The sequence below is a fragment of the Pseudomonas nitroreducens genome, assembly GCF_024170165.1.
GTDB classification, from domain to species: domain Bacteria; phylum Pseudomonadota; class Gammaproteobacteria; order Pseudomonadales; family Pseudomonadaceae; genus Pseudomonas; species Pseudomonas nitroreducens_C.
This window is the reverse complement of sequence record NZ_JALJXP010000003.1, coordinates 471702-483954: the sequence shown is the minus strand read 5'-3', so window position 1 is coordinate 483954 and position 12253 is coordinate 471702. Positions and strand designations below refer to the sequence as shown.

The 12253-nt window shown below is 65.4% G+C and carries 8 protein-coding genes; all 8 read right to left on the bottom strand.

Annotated features, from left to right (window positions below; translation table 11 throughout):
* Positions 1–852: 852 nt before the first annotated feature.
* Entirely contained in the window at positions 853–2295 is a 1443-nt protein-coding gene (locus J2T47_RS09335; RefSeq protein ID WP_253445086.1) for a mannose-1-phosphate guanylyltransferase/mannose-6-phosphate isomerase, read from the bottom strand.
* A gap of 282 nt (positions 2296–2577) precedes the next feature.
* The gene (locus tag J2T47_RS09330; RefSeq protein ID WP_437180965.1) at positions 2578–3231 is read right to left on the bottom strand and encodes an alginate O-acetyltransferase AlgF; all 654 of its coding nucleotides are present in this window, start codon (positions 3229–3231) and stop codon (positions 2578–2580) included.
* 89 nt (positions 3232–3320) lie between these two features.
* Complete coding sequence (locus J2T47_RS09325) at positions 3321–4511, bottom strand: alginate O-acetyltransferase (protein ID WP_253445084.1); 1191 nt, start codon at positions 4509–4511, stop codon at positions 3321–3323.
* 13 nt (positions 4512–4524) lie between these two features.
* Positions 4525–6087, bottom strand: a complete 1563-nt coding sequence (locus J2T47_RS09320; RefSeq protein ID WP_253445081.1) for an MBOAT family O-acyltransferase — start codon at positions 6085–6087, stop codon at positions 4525–4527.
* Between the two features lie 344 nt (positions 6088–6431).
* Positions 6432–7547, bottom strand: a complete 1116-nt coding sequence (locus tag J2T47_RS09315; protein WP_253445135.1) for a mannuronate-specific alginate lyase — start codon at positions 7545–7547, stop codon at positions 6432–6434.
* Between the two features lie 36 nt (positions 7548–7583).
* The gene (locus J2T47_RS09310; protein ID WP_253445078.1) at positions 7584–8996 is read right to left on the bottom strand and encodes an alginate O-acetyltransferase; all 1413 of its coding nucleotides are present in this window, start codon (positions 8994–8996) and stop codon (positions 7584–7586) included.
* 10 nt (positions 8997–9006) lie between these two features.
* Positions 9007–10674, bottom strand: coding sequence for a mannuronan 5-epimerase AlgG (gene algG, locus J2T47_RS09305; protein WP_253445074.1), 1668 nt, complete (start codon positions 10672–10674; stop codon positions 9007–9009).
* Positions 10675–10778: 104 nt separating this feature from the next.
* Positions 10779–12212, bottom strand: a complete 1434-nt coding sequence (locus J2T47_RS09300) for an alginate export family protein (RefSeq protein ID WP_253445132.1) — start codon at positions 12210–12212, stop codon at positions 10779–10781.
* Between the last annotated feature and the right edge of the window lie 41 nt (positions 12213–12253).

The window sequence follows — 12253 nt, the reverse complement described above, 5'->3', positions numbered from 1 at the left end:
CTGACGGGCCATCCCTGGCCCGACAGCGCTCTCGCGACATCCATGTCGCTCAACCCCTGAAACTCCGCTTCAACGAGGCCTCCTGAACGGGGCAGTCGGAATGTGCGGATATTTCTCTGGAAGACCTTAAGTGCCAACGCCAAAGCCAAATCCGGGGATTTGGGGTTGGGATTTGGCTCTTCGTAGGAGCGAGCTTGCTCGCGAACCGCCTGGCACGGGATTCCTCATAGGAGCGGACCTTGTCCGCGAATCCACACACTTGCACGGCGGCAACAGGAAAACCTCGCCGTAGGATGGCGTGGAGCGCAGCGATACCCATCGATTGCTGTGCGGGGGCAGCATGGGTATCGCAAGCTCCACCCATCCTACAAAACCCCTCAACACCGCTGCTCTGGCTTTGGCTCTTGCAAGTCTTCCAGCGAAACAACCGCACGCGCCGAAATGCCCCTTTCAGGAGGCCGAAGGTGATCGGAGTTTCAGGGGCCGAGCGACATGGATGTCGCGAGAGCGTTGTCGGGCCAGGGATGGCCCGTCAACGCGGGCCCCTGAAACTCCGAGGAACCGAGGGTACTTTTCGCGAAGCGAAAAGCCGGATGGCAGGGGCGAGACCTTTGCCCACTTTGGGTCGCTTGCCAAAGTGGGTCGCCCGAGGGGGCGAAACAAGAAGCCGGCGCGCACGCCGAAGCAGCAAACACCTGCACCATTGATGTCGAGGCAAACGTCGGCCCTGCCGACGGATCGCGGGCATGGCCCGCTCCTACAGAGAGTGCCTGTCACAAGCATAAAAAAGCCCCCGCACCGGAAGGTGCGGGGGCATTGGCGCCGATGGGGGGAAGCGCCAGGTCCCGGGGCTTAGCGGACCACAGCCTGTACTTCCACGTTCTCCGTGGTGCGGCCGTAGACGTCTTCCAGACGCTCGATGTCGTCTTCGCCCAGGTAGCTGCCCGATTGCACTTCGATGATCTCCAGCGGGATCTTGCCCGGGTTGGCCAGGCGGTGGACCGAGGCGATCGGGATGTAGGTGGACTGGTTCTCGGTGAGCAGGAAGGTGTTGTCGTCACAGGTCACCTGGGCGGTGCCGGAGACGACGATCCAGTGCTCGGCGCGGTGGTGGTGCATCTGCAGCGACAGGCGCGCGCCCGGCTTGACGGTGATGTGCTTGACCTGGAAGCGACCGCCCATGTCCACCGAGTCGTAGGAGCCCCACGGACGGTAGACCTGGCAGTGGTTCTGGGTCTCGCTGCGGCCGGCGGCGTCGAGCTGGTTGACCACTTTCTTGACGTCCTGCACGCGGTCCTTGTGGGCGATCATCATGGCGTCCTTGGTCTCGACCACCACGATGTCTTCCAGGCCGACCACCGAGACCAGCTTGCCGTTGCCGTGCACCAGGCAGTTGTGGCTGTCGTGCACCACCACGTCGCCCATGGTGACGTTGCCGTCGGCGTCCTTGTCGTGGACTTCCCAGATCGATGACCAGCTGCCCACGTCGTTCCAGCCGGCGGCCAGGGGCACCACGCAGGCGCGGCGGGTCTTTTCCATCACGGCGTAGTCGATGGAGTTGTCCGGGCAGCACTCGAAGGTGGCGGCGTCGATGTTGATCAGGTCGCCGTCGTGCTGGCTGCGCTCGAGGGCGAGCAGACAGGTGTCGTAGATGTCGGCGTCGTGCTTCTTCAATTCCTCCAGGAAGCGGCTGGCGCGGAACAGGAACATGCCGCTGTTCCAGAAGTAGCCGCCTTCCTCGACGAACTGCTGGGCACGGGCTTCATCGGGTTTCTCGACGAAGCGTTCGACGCGGATGACGCCGTCCGGAAGGCCGCGCTCGTCGCCGGACTTGATGTAGCCGTAGCCGGTTTCCGGGCGGTCGGCGGGGACGCCGAAGAGCACCATCTCGCCCTTCTCGGCAGCGTTGGTGGCCAGTGCCAGGGCGCGCTGGAAGGCGCGCTGGTCTTCGATCACGTGGTCGGCGGGGAGGATCAGCAGCAGCTCGTCACGGCCTTCGGCCATAAGCTTCATGGCGGCGATGGCGACCGCCGGGGCGGTGTTGCGGCCGAAGGGTTCGAGGAGGATCGACTGGGTTTTCAGGTTCAGCGCTTCGAGCTGCTCCTGGACGATGAAGCGGTGTTCGAGGTTGCTCACCACCACCGGCGGTTCCATGCCTTCGAAGACCAGGCGTTCCAGGGTCTGCTGGAACAGGGTGTGGTCGCCGGTCAGGGCGAGGAACTGCTTGGGATACTGTTTGCGCGAAAGAGGCCAGAGTCGCGAGCCGCTACCACCGGAAAGGATTACTGGGATCATCGGGTTTCTCCTAAAGCGTTTGCGTTCTGTTGGCCGGACCGCGTCATGCGGGCCGGCGTGCGGTTTGGGTGACCTCTCCTGTGCTTGCCGTCGCTGCGGTGCACGGGTCTTTCTGCCGGTGTGGGGCCGGTCTTGTTGTTCTCTACAGGAGCCTTGCTGCGATGGAGCTCCCGTAGGGCGAACAACGCGAAGCGTTATCCGCCGTTTTTCTCGGGCCGTTGCTTCGGCGGATAACCGCAAGCGGTTATTCGCCCTACGTGTTGCGGCCATCGGCGGTATGGATCAGTCCGCCTTCACCGGACGCTTGACCCACACCGGGTTCAGCTTGCTGTCACCGGTGACGTAGAGGCAGACCACTTCGCCGCGCTCGAGGGTGACGGGCTTGAGGTCGCTGACCTTCTTCGCGCCGTCGAACAGCGCCAGGTTCACTTTCACCGGGTTGATTTCGCGGTCGCCGTGGCTCTGCGGGGCGACGTTGCTGACCACTTCGGTCTTGCCGTCGGCGGTCTTCAGGGTGAGGGCCTTGCCGCTGAGGTTCTGCACGCGGACCAGGGCCTTCTGCTTGTTCTTGAACGGCGGCTCGGGCACCAGGCGCGGCTGGCCGCCGGGCTGGCTGACGAGGGTGTAGTAGGCGTCCGGATCGAGCTTCACCGGCAGGCTCTGGGAGCCGACCTTGGCGGTGTAGTTGCCCGGCGGGAGGAACTTGAAGTCGCTGGAGCCCAGCGGCGAGATGTCGTTGAGGGTGGCGTTGCCGACGCTGACGGACAGCTCGCCGCTGCCGGCGTTGTAGGCCCGTACGAAGGTGGAGCCCTTGGGAGCCTGCGGGCCGTACAGCGCGCCTTCACCGCCGGCGAAGGCGCCGAAGGAGGCGGCGCCCAGGGCGATGGCCAGTGCGGACGACTTCAGGGTGCGGATGCTCATGCGGTTGAGGGTCATGCGGTTCATGGGGTGTACCTCCGTCTTCTCTCTCGTGTGGGCACGGGAGGTGCCCTGTTCGGCGCTCGTTGCGCCGTGGGTTCTTGGGTTCACTGAGCTGCTGCCTGGCTGGAGGCCAGGCGTTCGTCGCGGCTACCGGCTGCCCGCAATTGCGCCACCCAGTCCGGGTTGAACTGGCTCAGGTCGCTGTGCATCGGCAGGTAGCGTTCGGGGAATTCCCAGACCAGCAGTTGCGCCGGCTTCTGCTTGAAGCCTTCGTCCTGCAGGAGTTCGAGCATCGGTTCCAGGGGGCCCTTGCCCTCCTTGGCGTAGTTGATGACATCCGCCGAAAGCGCCTGCTTGAGGGCGCCGGCGAAGTTCCAGCGCGGATTGGCGCTGTAGCTGGTGCCGACCAGGGCGACCTGCGGCTGGGCGCTGTCGCCGAACAGGTCACCACCGCCGCTGTTATCGGAGGAGGCTGCAGCGTCCTCGGTCGGGTGGGTCTGGCGCTGCTGCAGCTGGTCTTCTTCAGGCAGCAGGCTGGTGAACAGCGGGTCCAGGGGCAGGAAGGTCAGCAGGTCGCCCTTGTGCGCACCGCTCTTGCCGGCTTCGGTGACGAAGCTCTGGCTCGGCAGGTCGGCACCGGCACCGGCGCGGATGCTTTCGCCCAGGCGCTGGGCCACGGCTTCGGCGCCCAGCGGTGTCCAGTGGGTGTCGGTGCGCAGGAAGACCTGGCCGTTGTCCTTGGCCTTCTCCATCGTTTCCAGCAGCTCGGGCGCGGCCATGCCGGCCTGGCGGGCGCGTTGCAGGAAGTCTTCATAGAGCGAGGCGTGCAGGGCGGCCGGCTGCTCCTTGCCGACGTACTCGGGGTAGAGGCGGGTCTTGGCCGGGATGATCGCCAGCACCAGCTTGACGCCGCGGCGCTCCAGTTCCTGCTGCACGCCGCGCACCAGCGCCCAGTTGTCGTCGAGCTGCTGCCGGGTGGGCGCGGGCTTGAACTCTTCATCGGTGAACAGCCAGCCGTCCTTGCCGATCACCACGCCGGGGCGGCCTTCGTCGAAGACGGTGTAGTCCAGTGCGGCCCAGAGGTTGGTGCCCAGGCGCTTGATGGGGAATTCGTCGTCGTAGTGGCCTTCGAAGGCGTGGGCCAGCTTGCCGTTGAGCACGGTGGTGCCCTCGGCGGCGGAGAAGCTGGGGAAGGCCTTCAGCGACCAGCCGGCGAGGCCCAGCAGCATCCCGCCGAAGGCGGCGATGTAGGCGTACTGGAGGGGTTTGGCGATAGTCCTGATTGCTTCTGTCATGGTCTGGCCTCGCTCAGAACTGGAAGTAGAGGAACGGCGAGTAGCTCTGCGCCGAGAGCTTGAGCACCGAGGCGGCGAACAGCAGGAGCAGGGCGACGCGGGTGGCCAGCACCGGCAGCTGGGTCATCCAGTGCGGCTGGTAGACGGCGGCGCCACTGGGGGAATAGGCGATGGCCGCCGGGTCCTGCTGGGCCATGGCCGGGGTGCGCGGCTGGGCGCTGGCCGGGCCGTCGGCGTCGACCTGTTCGGTCTTAGCGGCGGCCTTGGGCGCCTTGCTCTGCATCGGCTGGTTGTAGAACTGGCGCAGGCCGAAGAAGGCGAGCACGAGGTAGGCGATCACCAGGGTGCCGACCTGCAGGCCGGTGAGGCTGGCGCGGTTGAGCTCGGAGAGCTTCCAGTCGCCGAAGCTGAACATGGCTTCGTACATGCGCCAGGCCACGTGCAGGTTCTCGGCGCGGAAGATCACCCAGCCGACGATCACCAGCAGGAAGGTGAACACCCACTTCAGCGGATTGAGCACGCGCGGCGCGGCGTTCACGCCCAGGGCGCGCTCGATGGCCAGCCACACGCCGTGCCAGGCGCCCCAGATGATGTAGGTGACGTTGGCGCCGTGCCACAGGCCGCCCAGCAGCATGGTGAGGATCAGGTTGCGGTAGGTCTGGAAGGTGGTGCCGCGGTTGCCGCCCAGGCTGATGTACAGGTAGTCGCGCAGCCAGGTGGACAGGCTGATGTGCCAGCGCCGCCAGAACTCGGTGATGGACTGGCTGATGTAGGGCTGGTTGAAGTTTTCCATGAAGCGGAAGCCCATCATCAGGCCGAGGCCGATGGCCATGTCGCTGTAGCCGGAGAAGTCGAAGTACAGCTGCGCGGTGTAGGCCAGCGCGCCGAGCCAGGCGTCGCCGGTGGTGGGGTTCTGCAGGGCGAAGCAGTGGTCGGCCACCGCCGCCAGGGTGTCGGCGATGAACACCTTCTTGACGAAGCCCTGCATGAAGCGAGTGCAGCCTTCGGCGAACTTGTCGACGGTGTGGGTGCGGTGGTTGAACTGGTCGACCAGGTCCTTGAAGCGCAGCACGGGGCCGGCGATCAGGTGCGGGAAGATCGCCACGAACGCCGCGAAGTCGATCAGGTTGTGCGTGGCCGGAGTGTCGCCGCGGTACACGTCGATGATGTAGCTGATCGATTCGAAGGTGTAGAAGCTGATGCCGATGGGCAGCAGGATGTGGGTCAGCACGAAGGGCTGCATGCCCATCGAGGTGATGATCTCGTTGAGGCTCTCGACGCCGAAGTTGGCGTACTTGAAGTAGCCCAGCACGCAGAGGTCGACGACCACGCCGAGGATCAGCCAGCGTTGGGCGGCCCTGGTGCGTACGCCGGCGGCGCCGATGCGCAGGCCGATCCAGTAGTTGAACAGGGTGACGCCGGCAAACAGCAGGAGGAAGTCCACCCGCCACCAGGCGTAGAAGATGTAGCTGGCGACCAGCAACAGGAGGTTCCGGTAGCGGTTCCCGCTCAGGTAGTACAGGCCGAGGAAGACCGGCAGGAACAGGAACAGGAACACGTTGGAAGAAAAGACCATTCCGCGTCTCTCTCTGGAGCTTCAAACCTTGAGTGGCTCCGGACCTTCCGGCGTCTTCGCGACGCCTTGAGGAAAGGCCGGGGCTACCCGCCAATTCCTCCCCATGTGGTGCTCAATCTGTTGCGCCCGCCCGCGTCTTTATTGCGTGGGTCGGGGGGTGTTGCTTGCCGGTATTTCGGCGTTGGGGGTTCCCTCTCCCCAGCCCTCTCCCTGAAGGGAGAGGGGGTATCCGTGTCGGCTGCTGTTTTCGTGCTAGCCGGCTGACTCAATGCTTCCCGAACACTCGGAAAGCTCCCTCTCCCTTCAGGGAGAGGGCGGGGGAGAGGGGCTCTTGCCTTTCGGCTTCAGCTCCCCGCCCCCTGACGGTTGAAAACCTTGGTCACCTCACCCCCCAGGCGGAAGCTGTTGAACGGCTCCATCTTCTTCTTCCAGTCCTGGGTCTTGGGCGCGCAGCTGTAGAGCGCGCAGTAGGGTTCCAGCCAGGCGAACTTGCTGTTCTCCTTCAGGTCGCCCATGTCCTGGTCGTTGCCGGTCTTCTCGTCGAACGCGTCCTGGTCGTCCACGCCTTGCATCACGCGGTTGGCCAGGCGCTGCAGGGCGCCGTTGTTTTCCTGGCGCAGGTCGACGCCGTTCACCTGGGCGAAGGCGGCGATCATGGTCAGCGGCGGCAGCGAGTAGTTGTGGTAGGACAGGGCGCGCTGGCGACGCTTGAGTTCGTTGGGGAGGTAGCCGTCGTTGTCCACCTGGTTGGCGGCGACCTTGAACTCCTGCACGGACCAGTCGAACAGGTCGCGGCGGTTGGTCACCACGGCGGTGGACATCACCGACCAGGCGGCCCAGTAGGAGTGGTTGTTGATCTTCTTCAGCGGCAGGTCGCTCCAGTCGCGCACCACCTGGCTGCCCAGGGTGCTGAACCAGTTCTCGATCTCTTTCGACTGCTCGCCGTAGGAGGCCAGCGGGCGGCTGCTGGAGAACTTCAGGCGCATGTAGGAGGACGACAGGCTGCCCAGCGCCCATTTGCGCATGGACTTGCCGGTGTGGTTGTAGTCGCTGCTTTCGAGCGCACCGGCCTTGGCCCAGCTGTCGAGCCAGTTCATCGCGCAGTCCAGGTCGCCCTTGTTGCCGCTGCGCATGTACTGGGTGATGAGCTTGGTGGCGCCGCGCTCCATGTCGGTGATGTCCCTGATCTGGCTGCGGAACTCTTTCTCCGCATCAGCGTTCAGCGTCGAGCGTGCCGAGTCCGAGCCCTTGTACTTGCTGGTGAACTGCAGGCTGCCGGTGTACGGCGTCGGTGCGGTGGGGCAGCTGTCGGCGTCCTTCCTGCTGCCCTTGTCGCCGACGGCGGAGAAGTAGCCCGGCGGCGGCATCAGGTCGGCGGCGTAGGTGGCGCTTTCGCCGCCGAACAGGGCGCCGAGCACGGCGATGGACAGGCCGATGCGGGCGACCACGGGTGTCTTGATCTTGCGTAGGCTGGGCATGGAATTCACTCCCTCGCGTCAGTTGGCGGCCACGTCGGCCGACTTGGCTTTGGGCGTCTGACAGAGCTTGGCCTCGACTTCCAGGCCCGCCGGCATGTCGTCCGGCGCCTCGATCTCCAGGGAGAGGAACTGCTGGTTCGACCAGTCCTCGTCGTTGCGCAGTTCGAAGACGTAGCGTCCGCCGGTATCCACGGCCTTGGACTGCTCGATCTTCAGCTGCTCGCGACGACCGTTCATGTACCAGATGGTGTTCTTGAGTTCGTGCACGCCGGGGTCGGAGTAGGTGACGTCGGCGGTGTAGCTGCCCGAGCGGATCGGCAGGGCGCCGCTGTTGAGCAGCACCTCGTTGCTGCCCGCGTGCAGCTTGACCTTGCGGCTGATGGCCGGCTTGCCGTCGGCGCAGCCGTTGTCCACCAGCGGCATGGCCTGGCGATAGAAGCTCTTCTGCGCCATGTCGTAGTGGGTGGCGAATTCCCAGATGAGGATCTTCGGCGGCTTGTCGTGGAATTCCTTGCTGGTCATGTAGGCCAGCAGGGAGCTGTCGAAGCCACCGCCGGACACGGCGTTGTTGAGGATGTCGACCTTGCCGTACTGCTCCAGGAAACCGGCGAAGTTGTACGCCGGGCCGCTGTTGGAGGTGCCCACCAGCGCGACCTGGGCATCGCCGCCTTCACCGAACAGGTCGCCGCCGCCGGAATCGCCCACCGGCTCGGTCTCGAATCGGTCGACGTACTGCGGCGCGTAGCTGCTGCCGCACAGTTGCGCGGCGGCCTTGTGGAAGGTGCCCAGCTTGGACAGCAGCCCCACGCGCTTGCTCTCGAATTCCTTCTTGGGAATGTCGTTGTAGGCGGGGATGTCCTTCAGCGTCTCGGCGACGATCTTCGCGCTGCGCATCGAGCCGTACGGGGTCCAGTGGTGGTCGCCCTTGAAGTAGTACGGGTGCTCTTCCTTCTCGTCGAACAGCGGCGAGAAGTCCGGGGTGTAGATGCCGGCCTTGCGGAACTGGGCGATGGCCGCCTGGTAGTTCTGCTTGGCCAGCTCGAAGTTGAAGCTGGCCTTCTCCTGCGGGTTGAGTTTCTCGCGGTTCACCAGGCCACGGGTGGGCTGGTAGACGACGACCAGGTCGATGCCCTTGCGCTTGAGTTCGTCGCGCAGTTGCTTGAGCTCGCGCCAGCCTTCGGCGCTGGTGCCGAAGTCGGTGCGCAGGTCGTAGGTGGTGCGGAACAGCCAGTCTTCCTGGGCCGGCACCAGATGGGTGAAGAAGCCCAGGTACTTGGTGTTGTATGCCGCGTTGTTCGAAGCGGTGGGGCACAGCCCGGCAGCCGGCTGCGCGGAGTAGCTCGGCGCGTCGGCGGCGCTGGCCTGGTGGGCGAGCAGCAGGGCGGCGGTGAGGCCCGACAGGCGCAGCAGGTGGGTGGTCAGTTTGTTCATTTGTCGGTCCTCAGTTCTGCAGTTCGGCCTGGCTTTCGACGGGGTCGATCAGCACCGCGCGTTGCTGGCGCACCAGCAGGTCCAGGATCTGGTCCTGCTTCTCGCCGAGTACGCCGTTGAAGGAGATGCCGGAGGATTTGGTCGGGCCGAGCATGGCCACCTTGTAGAGCTCCAGCGACAGCGGCGAATCCACCGACAGCGGGCCCGAGCCGTTGCCGGCCAGCTTGCCGCCGACCACGATCAGCGAGACCTTGGTGTCGAAGGGGTCGAGGTCGATGTTGCGGTCGGTGTCGGAGAGGTCCTTGATGTGGCCGTAGACGCCGATCAGCTTGTTGCCGGCCGCGAGGTTCTCGTACAGGCGGATGTTCACGCTGTTACGGATGCGGATGCCGTGGCGCAGATTGGCCAGCACCTGGTTGCCGTAGATGAGGTTGTCGCCCGACTCGTAGAGGGTGATGCCGTCGGAGTGGTTGCGGTACACCTCGTTGTAGGCCACCAGATTGCGCTCGGAATTACGGTCGAGGACGATCCCTGAGAGGTGGTTGTCGTAGGTCTTGTTGTGGATGATCCAGCTGTCGTTGACCTCACGGGAAACGATGATGCCGTGCTTCTTCTTGGTCCCGTAGACGGTGTTCTCGGCGATGATCAGGCGATGGGAGCGGTCATGCGGGTCGATGCCGTAGACGATGTTGTTCTTGTAGGTGTTGCCGCGCACCACCAGGTTGTCCGCTTCGTAGCAGTAGAAGCCGTACCAGGCGTCCTCGAAGGTCGAACCGATCACCCAGCCTTTGGGGCGCGGGCGCTTCATGGTCTTGTCCATGCCCGGGCTGTACTGCGAGATGGAGATGCCGTAGGCCTTGGAGGCGTTGTAGCCGAAACTGGTGAAGTGGCTGTTCACCAGGTTGGCCTCGGCGCCGCCCCAGGAAATCAGGAAGGGGCGGAACTCGTTGGGCGTCTTGAACCAGGCCGGCTCCTGCTTCGCCTCGTTCCAGGCGGTGACCCGGGTGTCACGCACGAACAGCTTGCCGTCGTTGACCAGGAACGCGCCGCGGTCCTGGGACAGGCGCAGTTCCTTGACCTTGCCGTCGATCTCCAGGGTCGCGCCCTGGCTCACGACGATGGGCAGGCGGGCGATGTAAACGCCCGGCTCGGTCTGTTCCAGGGCGGTTTTCGGTAGCTTGCCGACCAGCTCGGCGAGGTTGACGTAACCGCCGTCGATGAAGATTGCCTGGGGCATCTGGTGCTGGCGCTTCACCCACTCGGCGAGGCGGTTCTTGCCGCCGGTGAATTCCTTCAGCGGCTGCTGCTGGACCATGCGCTGGACCTGCGCCTTACCGCGCTTGCTGCGGTCGATCTTCTTCTCCACCGCGGCGGCGGTATAGCCACTGAGGTCGGGGAGCTTGGGCGGATCGAGCTTGAGCGGTCCGCTGGGGGCGGCGGTCACGGTGTAGTTGCCGGACTCCTTCAGCGTCTGGGTATGACCCGGCTCGTTGCCCGGTTGTTCTGCCGGGGCCTTTTCGCCGTCGGCGGTCTTGCCGGTTTCGGCTTTCTTCGCATGGCTGGCGCTGGCTTCGGCCTTGGCCGCGGGCTGCGCCGCCCAGGCCGGTGCGCCGGCGCTGAGCAGGCCGCCGAGCAGCAGGGCGGTCAGCGGCAGGGCGTGTATCGGGTGGCGGTTCATGGCCGTGTCTCCTTGCGCGCGGGCCTCCACCGGAGACCCGGCCACGCAACGGGTGCGGCGCATGGCGAGCCTGGGAATCGAATGGAGGGTCATCGCTACAGTCCTCAGAAGCGCCAGATCACGTCGACGAAGGCGTGGTGCATGGTCGAGTCGACGTGGCTGCCGTAGGCGTCGCCGGGCTTGAACACGCCGCCGCGGAAGCGGATCAGCGCCGACGGTTCGTCGATTGCCTGGCTCATGGAAGCCGGCAGCAGGCCCTGCTTGAAGTACTTGGTGACGACCAGGTCGACTTCCTGGCCGATGTCCTTGGAGTCGTTGACCAGCGGCGCGGTGATGCCGCTGTTGCCGATGTCCGAGTCGCTGTCGACGCGGCGGAACTTGTTGTAGATGACGCTGGCGTCGTAGTCGTCGCGCAACTGCCAGGAGCCGAACAGGGTGGCGGCCTCAAGGTTCGACAGTTCGCCGCGGAACGCTTCGCCGAAGCGGTGCGCACGGGCACGGGTGCCCGTGAAGTTGGAGCGGTTGCTCTCAAGGCCGGTCTGTTCGAACTGGTCCTCGCCGTTCTTGCCGCCGCCACTGCCGCGGGCGTAGGCGCCGCCAACGCGCCATTGCTCGTCGATGTTCCAGCGCAGGCCGAGGTCGGCACCGTAGGCATCCACGTCGCCACTCTGCTTGCCGGCAGCGACCCGCTCGCCGTCCACCGGGACGGTGGTCAGGCGGTCACGGTTGCCGGTCAGCCAGGTAGCGCTGGCCCAATAGTTGATGGGCATCTGCGAGCGCCAGTTGTAGCCGTCGCCGTTGGCCTCGATGCCGACCCAGGTGAGGTCGCCGGTGGAGCGCTTGTCCAGCGAGTCGACGGTGTCGCCCGGGTCCGGCAGGCTGCCGCTGTCGTCGGAGTGGTGCAGGCGCAGGCCGACCCAGTGCTGGGGCATCCACTGCGTGGAGATATCGCCGAACACATGGGTGCGGTCCTTGTCCTCCGGCGCCAGGTCGGTGATGTCGGTGCGGTAGTCGGAGAAGCGCTGGGCGGCGCCGAGGTGGGCGCGCAGCAGGGTGGTATCGAAGGTCCAGTTCAGCGCTTCGATGTTGGTGTCCTGCCACATGCCGCTGTCTTCGCGCAGGCGCTGGCGACCGAAGCGCAGGTGCTCGCCGGGGTACTGGGTGAGGCCGGCGTAGTCCACCCAGAACTCGCGCAGGGCGAGGTAGGCGTCGTCGGGCTCGCGCTTGTTGTCGCTGTCGCCGCTGCTGGTGTTGTTGCCGTCGTCGTTCTGCAGGGTGTCGGTCTGGATGGTGTCGGTGGCGGCAACCGCCTGGCCCATCACGTAGGCGCTCCAGTTGCCCCACTGGCCGAACGCCCAGGGCCGCAGGTCCAGGCCGATGCCGTTGAGGTCGCCGCCGTGGGCGGTTCCCAGGTCGCGGTCATCCTCGGATTCGGCGGTGACCTTGATGTCGATGCCGAAGTTCTTCGGTGGCTCTTCCGCGGCGTGGGCAAGGCTGCCGAACAGGGTGCCGGCGAGGCTCAGGCCAACGCCGAGCATGGCGGGGAACAGGCGGGCGCGGCGGACAGCGGAAGCCAGAG

Excerpts from the sequence above, each read along its gene's own strand:
- J2T47_RS09335 (WP_253445086.1), bottom strand. The coding sequence starts at position 2,295 with ATGATCCCAGTAATCCTTTCCGGTGGTAGCGGCTCGCGACTCTGGCCT.
- J2T47_RS09330 (WP_437180965.1), bottom strand. The coding sequence starts at position 3,231 with ATGACCCTCAACCGCATGAGCATCCGCACCCTGAAGTCGTCCGCACTG.
- J2T47_RS09325 (WP_253445084.1), bottom strand. The coding sequence starts at position 4,511 with ATGACAGAAGCAATCAGGACTATCGCCAAACCCCTCCAGTACGCCTAC.
- J2T47_RS09320 (WP_253445081.1), bottom strand. The coding sequence starts at position 6,087 with ATGGTCTTTTCTTCCAACGTGTTCCTGTTCCTGTTCCTGCCGGTCTTC.
- J2T47_RS09310 (WP_253445078.1), bottom strand. The coding sequence starts at position 8,996 with ATGAACAAACTGACCACCCACCTGCTGCGCCTGTCGGGCCTCACCGCC.
- algG (WP_253445074.1), bottom strand. The coding sequence starts at position 10,674 with ATGAACCGCCACCCGATACACGCCCTGCCGCTGACCGCCCTGCTGCTC.
- J2T47_RS09300 (WP_253445132.1), bottom strand. The coding sequence starts at position 12,212 with ATGCTCGGCGTTGGCCTGAGCCTCGCCGGCACCCTGTTCGGCAGCCTT.